We start from the raw sequence: 19,990 nt of genomic DNA on the forward strand, positions 1-19,990 counted from the left end.
ATTTAATGTTCCCAATGTTTTACTGATGCTCTTTCCACTATATCGAATGGGAGCATTTCTGTTTTTACTGCTTTCTTTTGCTGAATTGCCTCGATTATTTTGAAACAGCCCTTTTCTCCCATTAACCGAAATGGCTGCTCAATCGTCGTTAAGGGTGGTACAGCCATTTCCGCAACTCTCGTATTATCGTAGCCTACGACGGAAAGGTCCTCTGGTATTTTTATCCCTAATTCATAAGCAGCTGAAATAATGCCAAGCGCTACCTCATCACTTACACAAAATATTGCTGTTATCCCATCCTTTTCAGTATGAAAAGCATAAAGGGCTTCTTTTCCTGCCGTAAAACTATAGTCTCCTGCTTTTATGTCGTTAGCAGAAAAGCTTAATCCATGATCTTTTAACGCTTTTTTATATCCTTCAATTCTTGGAATCCCAGCTACTCGATCAGAGAAATCAACACCTGCCAAGCCAATTTTCCGATGACCATGTTTTATTAGATACTCTGTAGCAGCATAAGAGGCTTCATAATCATCTACTTTTATAAATGGTATTTGTTTATTTGGTGTATCTGTTGACAATAACACATATGGAATACTCAATGATTCAATAGCTTGAATTTGGTCTTCCATTAATGGAATGGATACAATAACAAGCCCATCCACTTTTCTTTCTTCCAGCATCTTCAAGCAATGAATTAAACGATTACCTTTAACTCCTGCATGAGATAAAATAACACTAAAACCATGTTTTTGTGCCAGCTTCTCTATTCCATTAACAATATCTGCATAAAAAATGGTTGATACACTCGGCATAATAATACCAATTAAATTACTAGATTTTTTTACTAAGCTTCTCGCCATTTCATTTCTTCGGTAACCTAGTTCTTCTGCGATATGGAGGATTTTCTTCTTTGTCTCTTCGTTATAGCCACCTGCGCCATTTAAAACTCGCGAAACAGTTGCAGTAGACACCTTTGCAGCATTTGCTATATCTTTTATCGTTATCGTCATTTTTGCCACCCTTTACGTAAACGTTTACGTTGCCTTCACTATAACATAAAAATATACTGCTTACAACACCCCAATGATTAAGAAATAATTAGTTTGATAGCATGGATTATTCTTTTCTATTATGTAGTCATTTGAACAGAACCCGGTAAATTCCATGCAAGACAACGCTATCTATATACAACCTTGACTAATAATTTATTCTCCGATATATCTCGTGAAAAATAGGTGAAATAAACTGAGCAAAACTACATAAAATCAACAACAACACAATAAAGATACAGAAAAGCACTATAAAAAACCACCTCAAAAGGAAAGGTGGTCAATGCACTTCGTCTATTATTTACTGCTATTATTTGCTGGAAAATCGCCTTTCTCCCAATTAGTAGGACCTTCATCACTTGGGATAAATTTGCTCCAATATTCACCAGTCTTCTTATCGAAAATGATAATATTATTCTCATTTGCAGGAACTAATTCATATCTATAATCATCATTATCATTTTCTACTGTTGTGGACTCTTTACCAAATGCAGACAATATGAACAAACCTAATATGGTAAAGCCTATTATAGTGGCTAACCCAAAAATTATGGATGAACTATTTTTCATTTTTCTACCTCCATACCTAATTTATATAATAAAAATTGTTTCTCATTTTTTTTGAATTCCTTTTACCTTACTAAATGAAGCTTATCCTTTTATTTTAATTTTACTTTTATATCTCCTTTAATATAGTTTGGATAAGCAGCCAATTCGAGCTTTAAAGGATTTTTATACATTGTGTTATCAAAAGATAAAATCCAACTTATTTCTTTGTGCGAGCTTCTACTTTCTATCTTAGAAATGGATAATTCTTTTCCATCTGCAGCAATTGCAGTACTAAAGAGATCTTTTGGATCTTCCTCGCTATTCGAATCCATAGAAAATTCCACTTGTGATTTTGATGTTTTCCCTAGTTTAAGCCTATCGTCTTTCGGGCTGTTTATTAATGTATTTGTTTCTGTATTCACGATAACCATCGCTTCTTCTTTATCAATCGCCATTAGTTTATTGATCCGCAAATAAAGATCCTTTGGTTTTTCAAAATAATTTGATTGGAGATAATACATTTTTTCATACTTACTCAAAGTTGTATTCACAATACCATTTGCAATAGCCGACCATACTTCGCCGTTCTCATTTTCCAAGCGCATATCTTCAAATCCCAAAATTTCCTTTGTATTTGCTGGATCGAACGCTACCTTTACACCAATTCTTAAAGGATAGACAATCATTTCTTCAATCGTCATTTTTTGATTCTCTACTTCCACCACTTGGTTTATTGGATAAGTAATCTGCTTCTTTATATTTTCCTTTAGCTCAAAAGGAATCAGAAACTTTATTTCTTTGTTGTCTATTACTGTAATGAATTCAAAGTTAAACTTTAAGTCCTTAAAGGAAAAAGGTTTAACAAATTGGTATTCCACCATACTTTGAAATTCATTTTCGATATCATCAGGAAAAAAGACATTATTGCTTTGTGCATGCTCAGGAAATTCTTCTTTATTAAAAAGATTAACATCCTTTATCTTTCCACCAGTTAGAGACTTAGTAGACTGTAATGTATAAAAAATATTTATTCCTGATTCATCCATAATCACTCCATCAATCGTTAACGTTAAATCACCTTTTGTCTCAGAAACATCTACCTTTTGATAATAATCATTTTCGATAATGGCAGAATACCCTTTGTCTTGTTCAATATAACCAATCAACCATTCCATTCCAGGGATGGACGAGAGGGCATTTGCGAAGGTTGGAGAAATCCGAATAGATGTTACAAAGGAAATGATGATTATTGATGCAATTGCAAGCCCGATTAATCTCTTTTGTTTTTTCTTCGCCCGATTTTTTTCCTGTTTAGCTTTCAAGATTCCGCTTAATATGGCTTCTTCAGCTTTTTCGAGCGGTAATGTTGTTTTTTCTAAGTCAGCCTTTAACCTAGACAATCTTTGTTCCTCTTCTTCATACATGATCACTCGCTCCTTTCTCTTTAAAATACAGCCGAAGCGTTTTTAGTACTTTATGTAATCGAGACTTTACCGTTCCTTCTGGAATATTCTCTATTGCGGCGATTTCTTTGATTTTCGTATTTTGAAAGTATTTTAAATAGATTAATTGCTGGTCTTCATGTGATAACATTCCAAGGGCTTCCTTTAGTTCGATTAATGATTGGTTTTGGTGGACAGATACGTCATATAGTTGTTTATCAGAAATAATCCGATTCTTTCTCTTTACTTGATCTTGACAGTAATTGATCATAATCCTTGTCAGCCATGTTTTTAAATAGGCTGGTTCCTTAACGGTATGGATCTTTTTATATGCCCGATAGGTTACTTCCTGCAAGGCTTCTATTGCCGCATCCTCGTCTTTGAGAAATGCTAAAGCAGCTCTTAGCAGTGATTCTTTATGTAATTGCATGACTTCCAAAAAGGCATCATCACCTCCTTTAATAGCTTTCCTGCTAGTCTCTAACTCTTCCAATTAATCACCTCCTCTTTGCTCCTATACATTAGACTTTCTACTTTGGAAAAAGTTCACGAAAGAACAAAATTATATTTTTTTATCTAAGAGCAAATTATACATGAAATTCAAAGTATAAAAAAAGCCGCTAAGACAATGTCCTAACAGCTTCCCTTTCTTTAATATAATCCCTCTGTTTCTTCTTTCGTTACGATATAAATATTTTTTGTCTGGGTATAGCCATCTAAGATGCTCTTATATGTTTCCCTGCCGATGCCTGATTTCTTGTAACCGCCAAATGGCGCTCCCGCTGGCAGTTGATTATACGTATTCACCCACATTCGTCCTGTTTCCACACTTCTTGCTACACGCAATGCTGTATTAATATCTCTTGAGAACACCGCTCCTCCAAGGCCAAACTCTGATTGGTTAGCAAGCCCAATAACCTCTTCTTCGGTCTTAAATTTAATGACTGTTGCAACTGGGCCAAAAATCTCTTCTTTGGCAATACGCATATCATTAGTGGCATCAGCTAAAATCGTCGGAGCCATAAATGCCCCATTTTCTAATCCGTTATTTATGAGTCTGCACCCACCTGTTACAACTCTAGCACCCTCTTCTTCTCCTATTTTTACATATTCTAAGATTTGCTTTAGTTGCCGTTCATTTATTTGTGAACCCATCACGACATCTTCTTCCCAAGGCAAGCCAACTTTTACATCCTCAAAAGCCAGCTTCATTTTCGCAAGAAACTCATCATAAATTCCTTCTTGGATAAAAATTCGGGAACCAGCACAGCATACTTGTCCTTGGTTAAAGAGGATGCCTAATTGAACCCCTTCTAAAGCTCGCTCCATTGGTGCATCATTGAAAATGATATTTGCTGACTTACCGCCTAGCTCAAGTGTAGAGGGAATAAGCCTTTTGGCTGCGGCCACAGCAACTTCTTGGCCAATTTCTGTAGATCCTGTAAAGGCAATCTTCGCAAATCCCTCATGCTTTAACATATAATCCCCGGAATGAGAGCCGCGACCAGTAATTACATTGACTACCCCTTTTGGTAAAACTTGATCTAAAATTTTGGCCAGCTCCAGCACACTTAAAGAAGTAGAGGAGGATGGATGAATAACGACCGTATTACCTGCAGCAATTGCTGGAGCGATTTTCCACGCGGCCATTAAAAGTGGAAAATTCCAAGGGATAATTTGTCCAACAACTCCGATCGGCTCTTTAATCGAAATAGATAGAGTATCTTCATCAAAGGCTTGAGCAGTTCCTTCTTCGGAGCGAATGACCCCTGCAAAATAGCGGAAATGGTCTGAACTTAATGGCACATCTATATTTCTTGTTTCTCTTAACGGTTTTCCATTATCCAATGTTTCTACTAACGCTAATTTTTCCGCATTTTCATCGATTAAATCGGCAATTTTTAATAGTAAATTACTTCTATCTAATAAGCTTACTTTTTTCCAGGTTTTTAAAGCTTCTGTTGCAGCATCCACTGCTTGATCAACATCTGTATAGGTTGCATCAACAAAGTCAGCAAGCTTTTCGCCGTTACTTGGATTGAAGCTTGCCATCAGCTTCCCTTCCGATCCCTTTTGCCACTGTCCATCAATATAAAGGCCATACTCTGAGTCCAATACAGTTGCTGCATTTAAAGAAGTTGCCATTTTCAAATCCCCTTTTTCTTATATTTAAAAATAAGGTATTGATTACATAGAAAATCAAATGGAAAGCTCTCACCTTATTTTTATCCTAATTATCAAAACACCCTGTTAAGAATACGTTTACAAATACAGTTTTTTTAAGATTGACTCCAATGTGATTACTTTAACAAACTAGCAGATAGTTAAATTATAAAATCCAATATTAGGAATGTCTAATAATAACGTTGTACTTCTTTTTGTTACAATCCCAATTGCCAAGAATGGTTTTTGCTCTCTTTTTTTAAAGACTTGAAGTACTAAACATGACATGCGGCTTCCCACATGTCATGTTCTTCTCGCTTTAATAATCATAGTAGTTGGAAATTTCCTTGCTTTGTATAAGGAATAATAGCGATCAGAGATTTCAGCCTCGACCGTTTCCAAGCTTTTGGAAACCTCACTTTCTATAACAGATTCAATTGTAAATCCTGCTTTAATCAATTCATTTATAAATGTACTCATTTTTCTTTTGGGTATCACTACTGGTGCTTCTTCCCCTTTAAATCTTTGGTATAATGTTAAACCTTCTTCCTGATAAGAACCAGTAAGAGAGATTTGTCCGTTTTGACTTTGCATATACGCATATAGTGGATGGTCCCAGCTAAATATAAATACTCCTCCTGGCTTTAAATACGAAAAAATAAGTTTAAATGTAGAAGCTAAATCCGTTGTCCATCCAATTGCATAGATGGAGTAAACGATGTCGTAATATACCTTAGGGAGATCGATTTCTTCTTCCATCGCAGCACAATATAGATGGGAAGTTAAGTCTTTAAGTGTTTCTTTTGCTGTTTCAATTTGCTGTTCTGATAAGTCTATCCCCCATAATTCACTAGCCCCTTTGTCTGCCATATAAAGCAAAGAATGTCCGCTGCCACAGCCGATATCAAGGACTTTTTTATTTTCTATTTCTTCAAATAGCCTTAATTCCTCTTCTGTTTGACTAAAAGGTCCATAACTTGGTAGTGCATCAATCCCGTTAAAATGATAGGCTACTTTATCCCAGCTTTCTTTATTTTGTTGCAAAATATCTCTCTTCATATTACCCTCCTCTATCGTACTTACTGATTCTACATTCTTCTTGCACTTACCTGCTTGCTTTTTCCTATGAAAAAAACCCGCCAAAATGGACGAGTTTTTCTCATTCTTATTTATTTCTATTAAATATTCTCTTGCTTTAAGCCATCGATAATATTTTCTTTCTTAATTTTGCTGACTGAATATAGCATAGCTGAAGCGACAATGATAAATATGGCAATAACTACATAGAGAATACTCATCCATGGAAGCGCAAAACCATATTCAAATGTATTGCTTATCGACCAGTATATGATAGCTATTACTCCAATACTAATTGGAAGACCATACATCAATGCTTTTATTCCATAAAAAATGCTCTCAAAATAGATCATTTTATTAAAGCCAGTTGGCGTCATTCCAACCGAACGCAGCATAGCAAACTCTCTTTTCCGCAAAGAAATGCTTGTAGAAATGGTATTAAAGATATTAGCAATACTAATTAATGAAATGAGGGTAATAAACCCATACATAAAGACAGACATCATCATAATCATCTGCTCTGATTGCTTACGATCCTTTTCGACATTGTAAATATAGACCGAGCTTGTTTTCAGATCTTCTAATTCCTCTTGGGCCTTCTCTGGATTTTCGCTGTTTAAATAGAGTGTGTAATTCATAACCAAATTTTCATTTTTAAATAATTCCTTTGCAACCTCATCGGATATAATCATGGTAATCGTTCCATAACTATTAGCATCAATCCCCATTATCGTTTCATTAGTAAATGCGCCAATTTGAATCTTATTAAACTTTTCATCCTTTTCCTCGTCCATATTGTAGCGGTAGAGATCCATATAATCACCAGGTTTTGCGTTTATCACCTTTTCTTCCACAAATTTCTTTTCATTTGGATCCAAATAGGAAACATTCTCTATTACAATACCTTTTGGAACATTAGGATTTGTATATTCTTGGGAATTAAAGCCTGCAGTTTTAGCATATTTCTGCATAGCTGTATCAGATAGCACAAAGAAGTTCACATTAAATGATAGTTTACCATTCTCCAGAATAGTTTTATCTTTCTTCACTTTTTCTCTATTATTTTTACTTAACACATCTTCAGGAAGGTAAGTGTTCACATAGGTGCTTTTAATTATATTACTTTTTGTAACACTAGGTGCATTGGCTAAAATCTGCATCTCTTCCTCTGTAGTATGAGAATCCCCAGACACTGCAATATCATAATCAATATTTTTCTGTGATAACCCAACTGATTTTTTCATATTATCTGTGAAATATGCTACGGTTAAGAAAAGCAAAATACTTATAACTAATGAAAAAACAGTGGTTTGATATCTTCGTTTATTACGTTTTAAATTTTTCAAGCCAATTTCCGCTTCTAAGCCAAATACCTTGCGCACAAGTTTAGAAGTTTTTACTTTTTTTCCAGATAATTTAATATCTTGTGTTTGTCTAATTGCATCTATTGCTGAAATCTTTGATGCCTTCCTTGCTGGCAGATAGGTAGAAATAAAAATTGTTACAATGGAAATCAGAATGGAAAATAAGATAGAATAAGGCGTTACTACTACATTTAAACCTTCTGTAGTGTTTAAAGCTTCTTTAAAATATTTGTTTATAAAATAGAATGTCGCGCCAATTCCTGCTAGTCCCGCAATGATTCCTATCGGGATGCTGATGCCTCCTATAACTGTGCCTTCAAAAAACACTGAATTTCTTTTTTGTTTCTTCGTTGCGCCGACACTGGAAAGCATGCCTAAATGTCTTGCCCGTTCTGACACACTGATGGCAAAAGCATTATAAATCAATGCCACAGAACCAATTACAATTACAAGTATGATAATTCCTAATAGAGAATACATCGTAACAAGCACATTATCATGTGAAGATACCCCCTCATAACGCAGGAGCTCATCATTAAAATTCACTTTGGCGATAGATAATTTCTTTGCTGAGGATTCCATGTCCTCAAATAAAGATTGCTTTACCTTTTTCATTACTACACTTGCATTGACGCTGCTGTTAGTCGTTAACTCCTTTTGGTCCAAATAGCTAATAACTGTATAGCCTGGTGCCCATGAAGATTCCCATGATGGGGTTTCCATAATCCCCACAATTTTGAATGTAGCTGCTTTTGCTTGCTGGATTTCCTCCGTTTTTTCTCCTTCTTCATTCCTTTGCAAAGGATCTGTTTGTGTTAATATCGTATCTTCTCCATCTGATTTTACATGTCTTTCCCCAATACTAACTTTTATTTCCTTACCGATGGCATAAGAACTATTCCCTTTCTTCCTCATTTCATCAGATATGATAATTTCATTCGAAGATTTTGGATATGTTCCTTCTTTTAAACGAATTGGAAATTGCTCAAATCCTTGCTCATCATATTGTTTAAAAAATAAGTACGGTTTATTATCGTTTTTTGAATCCTTCCATTCCGCATAACCCAAATCATTTGATAAGATAACCTTTTCGATTTTGCTGTCTTTTTTTAGCTCTTTAGCTTGCTCGCTATTCACGCCTATAAACTGCGCATGCCATTCTCCGCCCCTTGCTATCGTATCTCTTTTTAATAAATCAATAAAAGAAACACCAAGGGTGGCAACAGCTGTCAGCATACTGACAGAAATAATGACGCCAATAATCGTCACTAGTGTTCTTCGCTTGTTCTCCTTTAAATTTCTCAAAGTAAGTTTATTCATTATATTCATGGACGAATCACCTCATTTTTGGCGATTTTTCCATCTTCAACCGAAATGACACGATCCGCTTGTAAGGCAATCCGTTCATCATGAGTAATTACAATAAGTGTTTGATTATAGGTTTTATTAAACATTTTTAATAGTTCCATAATCTCTTCACTATTTTTACTGTCTAAATTCCCTGTAGGCTCATCTGCCAGCATAATTGCGGGATTACTGATAAGTGCTCGTCCAATGGATACACGCTGCTGCTGTCCCCCAGATAATTGATTAGGCAGGTGATCTAATCTTTGCTGCAGACCTAATATCGAAACAATGCGATTAAATTGTTCTTTATCTACCTTGTGATTATCTAATAGAAGAGGCAGCGTAATATTTTCTTCTACCGACAAAATGGGGATTAAGTTATAAAATTGATAGATAAGACCAATTTGTCTTCTTCTAAAAATAGCTAATTGTGTTTCATTTAATTGATAAATATCTGTATTATCTACAAAAACTTTTCCACTTGTTGGTCTATCTACCCCACCTAGCATATGAAGCAAAGTCGATTTCCCTGACCCAGATGGTCCAATTATCGCTACAAACTCACCCTTATTAACAGAAAAGGATACGTTATCCAATGCTTTAACAGCTGTTTCCCCTTTTCCATATACTTTAGACAGATTTTCTATTTTTAAAATTTCCATTTATTCGCCCTCCAATTACTTGATGCTCTTAGTCTACCTGTCTAAAGTGACTATTGAGTGACTTTAAAGTGACAATTTAGTCACTTTAAATGGTTTATAGCTCTTTTGTGTTAATTTATTGATATTGGGGGTTCTTTGGTTGAACACTACTTTTTCGAATTCCCGCTTTCATTAACTCTATGAACACCATTTTTCCTTGCTGCCCAACCAGTTTTGGCTTTCATTCCCTCTATGAACACCACTTTTCCTTCCGGTCAAACCAATTTTGGCTTTCATCCTCTTTATGAACACCATTTTCCCTTCCTGCCGAACCAATTTTGGCTTTCATTCCCTCTATGAACACCACTTTTCCTTCCGGTCGAACCAATTTTGGCTTTCATTCCCTCTATGAACACCATTTTCCTTCCTGCCCAACCAATTTTGGCTTTCATCCTCTTTATGAACACCATTTCCCCTTCCATCCGAACAAATTATGGCGTTCATTCCTTTAATGAACGCCTCCCCACAGTAAAACGAATTCTCTTTTTCATCTATTCTAATTTCCGCTATCATCCATAATTCAATTTCACTAAATCACTTGTTTATAGAATTTAATATGAAAAGTAGTTCCTTTTCCTATCTTACTTCTTACTTCAATATCCCCATGCTGGCTTTTTATAATACTATAGGCCATTGCTAAGCCTATGCCGATGCTGTCTTCACTAGCATTTTCCCCTTTATAAAATCGTTTAAAAATATAAGGTAAATCTTTTTTAGCGATGCCTTTGCCGTTATCGTGAATAACTATTTCTGTAAACAAAACATTTTCTGCGAAACTAATGTGTATTTGTCCACCTTCTCCGGTGTGTTCTACACAATTTTTTAAAATATTTATTATTGCTTCTACTGTCCAGTTAAAATCACCTATGTATGTAACACTATCATCTCCAGTAATCTGCAAAGTCTGTTCTTTTATATCGATCGGAATTAATACTGGTTCAACCGCCTTATGAATTAGTGCTTTCACAACTACTTTTTCCTTTTTAAAAGGAATCGTCCCAGCATCCATTTTCGATAATTTCAGCAAAGAAGAAACTAACCACTCCATTCTTTCCAGCTGTATCGAGATATTATTCGTAAACTCACGCCGTTTTGATTCCTCTAGATGGGGATTGCTTAACAAGTCAGTCATTACCACCATGGAAGTCAGCGGTGTTTTCAATTGATGAGAGATATCAGAAATTGCATCTGTCAGTTTCAATTTTTCCTGACGAAGAAGTGAGCTATGTTCAGAAAGCATTAAGGTAACTTTATAGATATTATTTTTTAAAATACTTAATTCACCTTCGACATTGTCGCGGATGTCCAGACTTTCATCTCCATTACTTATTCGCTGTAAGTAGCTCGAAAGGTTTTCTATTTCCTTATAACGGAATCTTGTAAATAAAAAAAAGCTAATAAAAATAATGCTGATAACGCTAAGCAAATATGCGGCCACAGCGAAAGAAAAGACGGTAAGCGCATATATAATCGCTACTATGCTTATGATTGCTAAAATAAGTATCAGTACTTTCCATTCCCGATTACGAAGCATTACTAGTCACCTACCTTATAACCAAGACCACGGACAGTTTTTATAATGGTTGGCTTTTGGGGATTATCTTCTAATTTCTCGCGGAGCCTTTTAATGTAAACTGTTAAGGTATTGTCATTAACAAAATCCCCTGCAACATCCCAGATTCGCTCCAATAGCTGTGTCCTTGTTAAAACTTGGCCTAAATTATTGGCGAATATCAAAAATAACCGGTATTCCAGGGCCGTGACTACTACTTCTTCATCCTTTTTATAGATCTTTCCTTCCAAAGTATTAATACGTATATCGTCGATTTCGATGAAAGTAGTATTTTGGGGCTGTACATTGTAGCGGCGCAATACAGATTTTATTCTTGAAAGAAGCTCTCTCAGGCGAAACGGTTTAGTAATATAGTCATCTGCCCCCATATCAAGTCCCATTACTACATTAACTTCATCATCTAATGCCGTTAAAAAGATAACGGGCTTATCTGATTTACTTTTCACAAGCTCACATAATTCATAACCAGAACCATCTGGCAGAGACAAGTCAAATAAACATAGATCGATATGGTTAAGCTCTGCCTCTATCGTTTTTCTCGCACCTTTGGCATCATGACAAATAATTGTTTCATAATTTTCACTTTGTAAACTGTAATCTAAACCAGAAGCAATTGTTTTATCATCTTCAACTATTAGTATTTTCATTTTCTACTCCCATAAGTTTTCTTTTCTGTAATTATTCTAAACGATTGGTACATAGAGTGAAAGGTCTTCCCTTATAAAAAGGAAAAAGCTAAAAAATTGATTCAATATTAATAGGTAAATTTAGCATACGATTAAATATGTCTGTGAATACTAAAACAAAACCAACTAAAGGAGTTTTTTGAGATGGACGCGAGACCAAAACCATTGAATATAGATTTAAAACAAACTGACCTAAGTGAAAAGCTAACATCAGCGGAATTAGGTAAACTTTGGGCAACTTATATGGGCAACAGCATGTCAAAATGTTTTCTCCATTATTTCCTTCAGCATGTCGAGGATTCTGATATTAAAAAGCTATTGAAAAATGCCTTAAAGTTGAGCACAGAATTTTTATCTATATCAGCAGAAATACTTTCAAAGGAGAATTTTCCATTGCCAAAGGGTTTTTCCCTAGAAGAAGATGTAAACCTTCATGCTCCTCGTTTGTTTGAAGATGAATACTATGTTCATTATCTTAAGTATGCCGCTAAGGCTGGAATAAGCATTTATAACGTAGCTATTCCCCTTGTTTTTCGAAAGGATGTAAAAGAATTTTTCCAATATTGTATGAGTTCTACCGTACGTTTAATAGAGCAAATTAAGGAAATATTAATGAAAAAGGGCTTCACCCGTAAACCGCCTATTATTCCCATTCCTGAAAGTCAAATGTTTGTTCAGAAGGATTTTTTAAATGGGTATTTTGGACATGTGAGATCTTTACATGCTTTAGAAATAGCACATCTTTACGATAATATCGAGAACAATGTTGCGAGTAAAGCATTGATAATGGCATTTAGTCAGGTTGTCCAACAAGAAGAGATTCGAGAACTCTTTATAAGAGGAAAGAACTTTACCGATAAACATGTTGAACAGTATATGGAAAAACTACATAATGATCATTTACCAACACCATCGTTTCTTGATCACTTAATTACAACATCAACCGTTTCTCCTTTTTCGGATAAAATAATGTTATTTCATAAAATGGATATGTTTTCGCTGAAAATCAGATCCTTTGGAAACTCAATAGCTGTAAATGGTCGGCATGATATTGCCTTTATGTATACAAGAGCATTAACACAGATAGGTTTATTTACAGAAGATGCTGCTAAAATTATGATTAAAAATGGCTGGATGGAGCATCCACCCTTTGCAGTGAAACGTGAAAGCTAAGGTATTTCATTCATAAAAAAAGGTATCTGGCTAAAATCCACATACCTTTTTCTCTTTGCTATTTAACAATTAATTATTGCTATCTGCCATCTCTTGAAGTTCATTAACCGTAACAAATGTATACCCAGCTTCTGTTAGTGTTTTTAAAATTCCTTTTAGCGCTTTTCGTTCTTGCCCTGTCTTATCATACATTGGGTGCATCAAAATAATGGACCCTGGCTTTACTGACTCTTTCACATAGTTTATCTTGTCTTCTGCTGTCTGATAATACGTATCAGGCTCCATGTTCCATAGAATCGTATCTATTTCTGCTTGTTTCAAGAAATAAGGAAGCCCAACTAGCTTCTTTCCATTAGGCGGTCTGAAGTCTATTTCACCTGTATAACCAGCTTTTTCAATTAATTGATTTGTTTTTTCTACTTCATTCCTTATAAAAGCTTGCGACTTAAATATCATACGCTCATGTGAGTATGTATGATTTCCAAGTTGATGTCCTTTTTCCGCAATTTCCTCTGCCAAAAGAGGATTTTTTTCTATTTCATTTCCAATTAGAAAAAAAGTTGCTTTTGCATCGTAAGCATCTAGTAAGGACAGAATATCATCTACATTTTTAGTAGGTCCATCATCAAATGTTAAAGCAACTACTTTCTCCTTTGTCTTTACATAATCGGTTAATCCACCGAATAATTGAAAAGATCGAGCGTTCATTAGTTGATAGGCACCAAATAGGATAAGCAACAAAACCAAAAAGCCAATTAATATCTTCCATCTTTTTTTCATTCCAACAACCTTTCTTTACTTTATTTTTGCCGCTATAATTATATCCTCTTCTTGCCCCCTTATCTATTATTTAGTGACATAAAGAAGATGGAGAAAACGATTCCTCGTTTTCTCCATCTTCTTAAAGTTTAAAATGGTTATTCTTTGTTTTTTTTCTTATCAATTGTTCCTTCTGTTAAACTATCATTTGCTTGATCATGCGTTTCTTTCAATCCTTTTGAAGCTTCATCCTTTTGTTTCTTCTCGTCAGGCTGATGAGTTTTGCCTGCAGGGTTTGTGTTTGAATCTTTATTCATTTTAAAACGCCTCCCATTATTTCATGATGTATATATTTATCTACTAGATTTATACCACCATTAATAGATTAGGAAACATTCCATATTACGAACCGGTTGACCGATAGTGACGCACACCAACTATCCACACAAGAATACAAGGAAGGATAAATAGAATACCTGCCAGCGGTGTTAGCATATATAACCATTCTGCTTCTCCTCCCTTACCAAGGAGGTAAAGCAAAGGTAAATAATTGACAGCGCCAAAAGGAATAACAAAAGTAAAAAAACGCGTCACCCATTTTTGATAAATATTTAATGGATACTGAGCCATTTCCCTGCCACCATCGGTAAAAATATTAGCAATCTCCAATCCTTGAATGGTCCAAAAGCTAAGAGTCGCTGCCAAAATAAATATTCCTGTAAAAATAAAAACACCACTTAAAATCATTAACAATAGGGTGATGCACTTCATTATGTTCCAATCAATTGCTAGATTAAATAAAGCCCACCCTAGAACCATAACACTCTGCAATAACCTTCCCACTCTTGTAAATTCAAATTTCGAACCTAACACTTGTATAAAAGTCGTCCTTGGTCGAACAAGCAATCTATCAAAATCACCGCTGGCAACAAGACTGGAGAAATTATCAAATCCTCTTGCGAAGCATTCACTTAATGCAAAAGCCATATGAATGACAGAAAAACAAAGACCAACCTCATAAAAATCCCAGCCTTTAATTTGCCCAAACCTTTCAAACAAGAAATATAATCCAGCAAAGGCAGAAAAGGGAACAAGAAACTGCCCTAATGACAATAGCCAAAAAGACGTTCGATACTGCATTTGTGATTTAAATAATAGCAGAAGGTATTGAAAATAAAGGCGCATAATATTTACCCTCCTTGTACAATGACTTTTTTCATCGCTTTATGTAATGCCATTTTCCCAAGAAACACAAGTGCTACCAGCCATATTAATTGAATCATGATTCCTTCAACTGCTTCGCTGTTCGGAATGTTACCAGAATAGACTCGAAACGGAAAATCTGCCGTTAATCGGAAGGGAAGAAGGTAAACAATTTGCTGAAGCCACTCTGGCAAAAGCGGAATAGGTATTACCATTCCAGCAAAGAACTCCCCTACTACACCAAATACTAACAGAGATCCCATTGGGGAAAGCGTAATAAAAACGGAAATATAAATAAACATAGAAATAGACACTAATACGAACAATCCTAATAAGAGGGAAATACAAAATAATATAAATGTTTTTAAATCTGGCGGTAACATTAGCCGATAAGCAGACGGAAGGAGAAATGCCAGTAATAGTATGGGGAAGCACCTTAGCAGCGCACTTGCTAACCGCTGCGCTAATAACTTACTAAACCAGTATTCATAAATCCCAATTGGTCTGCATAACTCATAGGCAATATTTCCTGTCGTTATTAAATCAAACAATTCATTGTCACGAAACCATAGCATAATAAACGCTAAAAAAGATTGCTGCAACCATAAATAAGTAACTAATTCTTCCAAGGAAATCGGCTGTTCTCCCATCGTTTGTGCATAAAAAGCTTGAAAAATCATAATATAAATAAATCCCCAGAAAAACTGTGTAGCCACTCCCGCTAAAGCGGCTGCCCGGTATTGCATCCCATTTAATAATCGTAATCTTAACACAGCCACATATGGTTTAATTATCCTCATATTTCGTACTCCTTATAAAGCTGTACAATAATATCTTCAATCGGCTGTGATGTTACAGAAACGTCGACAAGATCCAGAGAATGAGACAATTGCATAATAACTTCCGAGACAGAAATTACCGATGTATCTACACTTAAAATGGCTCTTTCCTCCGTCCAAGAAAGAATATCGGCTCCTGGAATTTCAATTGGTGCATTGCTAGATTTATAGTCTGCAGTAATGGTACGATGGGAGCCAAAACGGCTTCTTAATTCCTGCAAATTCCCATCATATAACAGGCTCCCTTTTCCTATTAGAAGAACGCGGTCACATAGTGCTTCGATATCAAACATATCATGTGTTGTCAGGATAACCGTTACGTTCTTTTGTTTATTGATTTTTTTTATAAAATTTCTTACTGCTATCTTGCTTACTGCATCAAGACCAATGGTAGGTTCATCTAAGAAGAGAATTTGTGGATTATGGATAAGAGAAGCAGCAATTTCACAACGCATCCGCTGCCCTAAACTGAGCTGTCTTACTGGTGAATGTATGATATCTTTTAACTCGAGTGTTTCCATTAATAACGAGAGTGTTTCCTTATAGTCCTTGTCTGATACATGATAAATATCTTTTAAAAGGGCAAATGAATCAATTACTGGGACGTCCCACCATAGCTGGGATCGCTGCCCAAAAACTACGCCAATATTTTTCACATATTCTACACGATCCTGCCAAGGGGTATAGCCCATAATTTCACAAGCGCCGCTGTCTGGTACTAGAATACCACTCATTACTTTAATCGTCGTTGATTTTCCTGCTCCATTTGGACCGATATACCCCACAATTTCTCCAGGATTTATTGTAAAACTTACATCCTTTAATGCATGGACAATCGTATGCTCCCTTGAAACAAGAGCTTTCAGTCCTTCTCGAAGACCTGCTGCCCTCTTCGCAACCTTAAAGGATTTATTGATTCCCTTAACCTTAATCAATGCTTCTCCCTCCTTTTCAAAAGAAGAATATAATAGCATTTTATTGAAGATTTTGTCAATATATTTTTTTGATTTTTTCAAATCTTTTGCCACTCAAAAAAACAAAGCCTGAAACCGATATGTAAATCAATTTCAGGCTCTATTTTTAAAAGAAATCTATTAATTTGCAGATTGTTTCCACTTAATTTGATAAATCACCAATAACAAGATAAACCAGACTGGTGTAACAAATAATGCAACTCTTGTATCTTCAGCAAGCGCTAATACAACAAGGACAAACGCTAGAAAAAGAAGAATAAGATAATTTGCAAATGGAAAGAGTGGCATTTTAAATTTATTTTTTGCCGCTAGTACTGGGCGTGATTTACGATACTTTAAATGACAAAGAACAGTAATTGCCCAAATAAAGATAAAGCAAACGGTCGATATGCTTGTGATTAACGTAAATACGCCTTCTGGCATGATGTAATTTAAAATAACAGCAATTAACACGACAATCACAGAAAAGAATAGCGCATTTGATGGCACTTGATTTTTTGTTAATTTAGCAAGAGATTCTGGTGCATTCTTTTCCTTTGCCAACGCAAACATCATTCTGCTTGTGCTAAAAATCGCACTGTTACAGGCTGATGCTGCGGAAGTTAACACGACAAAGTTCACAATTCCTGCCGCTGCTGTTATCCCAACAGCCAGGAATACTTGAACAAAAGGACTTTCAGCGGGATTAATGGCATTCCAAGGGTAAATACTCATAATAATAAGCAATGCCCCCACATAAAAAATTAAAATTCTTATCGGAATATTATTAATTGCCTTTGGAATAACCTTTTCAGGATTCTCAGTTTCCCCAGCTGTAAGCCCTACTAATTCAATTCCTACAAAAGCAAAAACAACCATTTGAAAAGAAAGAATAAACCCATTCATTCCATTAGGAAACATGCCGCCATGATTCCACAGATTGGTAAAGCTTGAAGGACCCGCATCTGTTGAAAAGCCTTTTACTATCATAATGAAGCCAATAATAATTAATGCAATAATGGCAATAACTTTAACTAAAGCGAACCAAAATTCCATCTCTCCAAAAAGCTTTACTGTAGCTAAGTTCATAATAAGTAAGACAATTAAAGCAATAAAACCTGGTAACCATTGAGGTACATGAGGAAACCAAAGCTTTGTATACAAGCCGATAGCAGTTAAATCTGCCATTGCAATCGAAATCCAACAAAACCAGTACGTCCATCCTGTTACAAAGGCAGCTTTTTTGCCAAAATAGTCATTTACAAAATCTACGAAGGAATGATATTCCAGATTAGATAAAAGCAGCTCTCCTAGTGCTCGCATAATCAAAAAACAAATGATACCAGTTATGATGTAGGCAAATAGAATAGATGGGCCCGCTAAGTGGATTGATTTACCAGCCCCTAGAAAAAGCCCTGTTCCTATTGCTCCTCCAATTGCAATTAATTGAACATGTCTGTTTTTCAATCCTCTAGACAATGTTTCTTGCTGCATGTTTAATCACTCTCTTTTCAGTTATACTATTTAAATTTTTTTATGTAACAAGAGTTAACGAAATATAGTTTAGCACATTCTAAGACAAGATACACGAATCTCTGTATTTATCGAATTGCAAAAGTTTCTTTTAAAAAACAATCTTTCATTTTAGGTTTGGAAAAGCAGATTATTGGACTATAAAGTATTAATACTATTCTATTGCTCCCACTTGCAAGAGAAAGATGTTTCATTAAGAAAAAAAACTATTATTAGGTTGCAATGCAAATATCAGTAACCTACAATATTTGATAGAAGTATCTTTAGGAAAATGAATCATCACTAAGAATGTTCAAATTATAGGAGGAAGCATTCATGCCCAATACATATCAAGGAACCAAATTAAAAGTTTTCGCACTCAATTCGTCGCTAGAACTAGCTCAAGAAATCGTGGATCATCTTGGTACCGAATTAGGAAAATGTACAGTCAAAAAATTCAGTGATGGTGAAATTCAAATCAATATTGAAGAAAGTGTCCGCGGCTGCGAAGTATTTGTTATTCAATCTACATGTGATCCAGTAAATCAAAGTATTATGGAATTGCTTATCATGATAGATGCGTTAAAACGAGCTTCTGTTAACACTATTAACGTTGTTATTCCGTATTATGGATATGCACGTCAAGATAGAAAAGCTCAGCCAAGAGAGCCCATTACCGCTAAGCTAGTTGCCAATTTAATTCAAAAATCTGGTGCAGACCGTGTGATAACTTTAGATTTACATGCACCACAAACACAAGGCTTCTTTAATATCCCAGTTGATCAATTAGTAGGTATCCCGCTCCTTGCCGATTATTTAAATACGAAAGAATTTTCACATGATGTTGTTGTAGTTGCCCCAGACCACGGCAGCGTAACTCGTGCACGTGAGCTCGCAGACCGCTTAAAAGCACCTATCGCTATTATCGATAAACGAGGCCCAAAAGATTTCGGTCCACGCGAAGTAAACGTTGTTGGTAATATTGAAGGAAAAACGGCAATTATTATAGACGATATAGTGGATACCTCTTATCGAATTACTACTGCCGCGAAAGCCTTACTTGATAATGGCGCTGAAGACATATACGCATGCTGTATTCATCCTGTTTTATCTGAACCAGCTATTGATATGATTCAAGAATCACAAATTAAGGAATTGATTGTAACAAACAGCATTCCACTTACGGAAGAAAAAAGAATCGACAAGATTACACAGTTATCTATTGCTGAATTACTAAGTGATGCCATCAGCCGCGTTTATGAACATAAGTCAGTAAGTGTGTTATTTAAATAAACCGTATTAAGCAAAAGGGTTGTCCTGTTGGACAGCCCTTCTGACTGTAAACAAACTCCGGTATTTTGGAAATGGAAGTTTGAGTAAAGAAACTTTATTCTTTGAATCAAGGTATTGCTTTCCGCTCCGGGGGGTTCGCTTTCCGTGAGGCTCGCGCTGAGCCGCTTCGGCCTTCAGCCTGTAGGGTCTCAGGCTGTCTCGCTAATCCCACAGGAGTCTCACCCCCTCCACTCCAAGCAACGCATGAAAATGCAATTCCACTTCTCCAAAATCTTTTGTCGACAAACTGAAGGGTTGTCTTATAGGA

At 35.6% G+C, this 19,990-nt stretch carries 20 protein-coding genes; 2 read left to right on the forward strand and 18 right to left on the reverse strand.

What is annotated here, in order from left to right; translation table 11 throughout:
- Positions 1-2: 2 nt before the first annotated feature.
- The 12 genes from NiCM35_RS22700 to NiCM35_RS22755 all read right to left on the reverse strand — a co-directional run bounded on the left by NiCM35_RS22700 (position 3) and on the right by NiCM35_RS22755 (position 11,912).
- On the reverse strand, positions 3-1,010 hold the full coding sequence (locus tag NiCM35_RS22700; RefSeq protein ID WP_433780793.1) for a LacI family DNA-binding transcriptional regulator: 1,008 nt from the start codon (positions 1,008-1,010) through the stop codon (positions 3-5).
- 336 nt (positions 1,011-1,346) lie between these two features.
- Positions 1,347-1,619, reverse strand: coding sequence for a hypothetical protein (locus NiCM35_RS22705; protein ID WP_095333155.1), 273 nt, complete (start codon positions 1,617-1,619; stop codon positions 1,347-1,349).
- Positions 1,620-1,708: 89 nt separating this feature from the next.
- Positions 1,709-3,022, reverse strand: coding sequence for a DUF4179 domain-containing protein (locus NiCM35_RS22710; protein ID WP_171509494.1), 1,314 nt, complete (start codon positions 3,020-3,022; stop codon positions 1,709-1,711).
- Positions 3,015-3,533: a sigma-70 family RNA polymerase sigma factor gene (locus NiCM35_RS22715; RefSeq protein WP_172859837.1), complete on the reverse strand. Its 519-nt coding sequence runs from the start codon at positions 3,531-3,533 to the stop codon at positions 3,015-3,017. The genes NiCM35_RS22710 and NiCM35_RS22715 overlap by 8 nt, the downstream gene beginning before the upstream one ends.
- 158 nt (positions 3,534-3,691) lie before the next feature.
- Positions 3,692-5,185: an aldehyde dehydrogenase family protein gene (locus NiCM35_RS22720; protein ID WP_172859836.1), complete on the reverse strand. Its 1,494-nt coding sequence runs from the start codon at positions 5,183-5,185 to the stop codon at positions 3,692-3,694.
- Positions 5,186-5,353: 168 nt separating this feature from the next.
- Positions 5,354-5,491, reverse strand: a complete 138-nt coding sequence (locus NiCM35_RS22725) for a hypothetical protein (protein ID WP_163186631.1) — start codon at positions 5,489-5,491, stop codon at positions 5,354-5,356.
- A gap of 15 nt (positions 5,492-5,506) precedes the next feature.
- A complete protein-coding gene (locus NiCM35_RS22730) occupies positions 5,507-6,277 on the reverse strand; it encodes a class I SAM-dependent methyltransferase (RefSeq protein WP_286167743.1) in 771 nt (256 codons plus the stop codon).
- Between the two features lie 104 nt (positions 6,278-6,381).
- Positions 6,382-8,973 carry an ABC transporter permease gene (locus tag NiCM35_RS22735; RefSeq protein ID WP_172859834.1) on the reverse strand — a complete coding sequence of 864 codons (2,592 nt, stop codon included), beginning with the start codon at positions 8,971-8,973 and terminating at the stop codon, positions 6,382-6,384.
- Complete coding sequence (locus tag NiCM35_RS22740; protein WP_047941584.1) at positions 8,970-9,653, reverse strand: ABC transporter ATP-binding protein; 684 nt, start codon at positions 9,651-9,653, stop codon at positions 8,970-8,972. Before NiCM35_RS22740 ends, NiCM35_RS22735 begins: the two co-directional genes overlap by 4 nt.
- A gap of 333 nt (positions 9,654-9,986) precedes the next feature.
- Positions 9,987-10,136 (reverse strand): hypothetical protein, encoded by a 150-nt coding sequence (locus NiCM35_RS22745; RefSeq protein ID WP_433780794.1) that lies wholly within the window; start codon positions 10,134-10,136, stop codon positions 9,987-9,989.
- A gap of 85 nt (positions 10,137-10,221) precedes the next feature.
- Positions 10,222-11,226: a sensor histidine kinase gene (locus NiCM35_RS22750; protein WP_123257364.1), complete on the reverse strand. Its 1,005-nt coding sequence runs from the start codon at positions 11,224-11,226 to the stop codon at positions 10,222-10,224.
- 2 nt (positions 11,227-11,228) lie between these two features.
- The gene (locus NiCM35_RS22755; protein WP_171509492.1) at positions 11,229-11,912 is read right to left on the reverse strand and encodes a response regulator transcription factor; all 684 of its coding nucleotides are present in this window, start codon (positions 11,910-11,912) and stop codon (positions 11,229-11,231) included.
- Between the two features lie 183 nt (positions 11,913-12,095).
- On the opposite strand from NiCM35_RS22755, the gene NiCM35_RS22760 reads away from it, so the two are divergent.
- Positions 12,096-13,124, forward strand: coding sequence for a DUF3231 family protein (locus NiCM35_RS22760; protein ID WP_171509491.1), 1,029 nt, complete (start codon positions 12,096-12,098; stop codon positions 13,122-13,124).
- A gap of 69 nt (positions 13,125-13,193) precedes the next feature.
- Here NiCM35_RS22760 and NiCM35_RS22765 read toward each other — a convergent pair whose 3' ends face one another.
- From NiCM35_RS22765 to NiCM35_RS22790, 6 genes are all read right to left on the reverse strand, one after another.
- Entirely contained in the window at positions 13,194-13,904 is a 711-nt protein-coding gene (locus NiCM35_RS22765; protein ID WP_123257363.1) for a polysaccharide deacetylase family protein, read from the reverse strand.
- A 137-nt stretch (positions 13,905-14,041) separates the two neighbouring features.
- Complete coding sequence (locus tag NiCM35_RS22770) at positions 14,042-14,200, reverse strand: YozQ family protein (protein WP_095333175.1); 159 nt, start codon at positions 14,198-14,200, stop codon at positions 14,042-14,044.
- A gap of 85 nt (positions 14,201-14,285) precedes the next feature.
- Positions 14,286-15,068 carry an ABC transporter permease gene (locus NiCM35_RS22775; protein ID WP_433780795.1) on the reverse strand — a complete coding sequence of 261 codons (783 nt, stop codon included), beginning with the start codon at positions 15,066-15,068 and terminating at the stop codon, positions 14,286-14,288.
- Positions 15,069-15,073: 5 nt separating this feature from the next.
- On the reverse strand, positions 15,074-15,886 hold the full coding sequence (locus NiCM35_RS22780) for an ABC transporter permease (RefSeq protein ID WP_217279807.1): 813 nt from the start codon (positions 15,884-15,886) through the stop codon (positions 15,074-15,076).
- Positions 15,883-16,860 carry an ABC transporter ATP-binding protein gene (locus tag NiCM35_RS22785; protein ID WP_171509489.1) on the reverse strand — a complete coding sequence of 326 codons (978 nt, stop codon included), beginning with the start codon at positions 16,858-16,860 and terminating at the stop codon, positions 15,883-15,885. The genes NiCM35_RS22780 and NiCM35_RS22785 overlap by 4 nt, the downstream gene beginning before the upstream one ends.
- Before the next feature lie 159 nt (positions 16,861-17,019).
- Positions 17,020-18,372, reverse strand: a complete 1,353-nt coding sequence (locus NiCM35_RS22790; protein ID WP_163186641.1) for an amino acid permease — start codon at positions 18,370-18,372, stop codon at positions 17,020-17,022.
- A 354-nt stretch (positions 18,373-18,726) separates the two neighbouring features.
- Here NiCM35_RS22790 and NiCM35_RS22795 point away from each other — a divergent pair, with 354 nt between their 5' ends.
- The gene (locus NiCM35_RS22795; RefSeq protein ID WP_095333181.1) at positions 18,727-19,683 is read left to right on the forward strand and encodes a ribose-phosphate diphosphokinase; all 957 of its coding nucleotides are present in this window, start codon (positions 18,727-18,729) and stop codon (positions 19,681-19,683) included.
- Positions 19,684-19,990: the final 307 nt, after the last annotated feature.

The sequence above is a fragment of the Niallia sp. M35 genome, from assembly GCF_050971705.1.
Taxonomy (GTDB): domain Bacteria; phylum Bacillota; class Bacilli; order Bacillales; family Cytobacillaceae; genus Niallia; species Niallia circulans_A.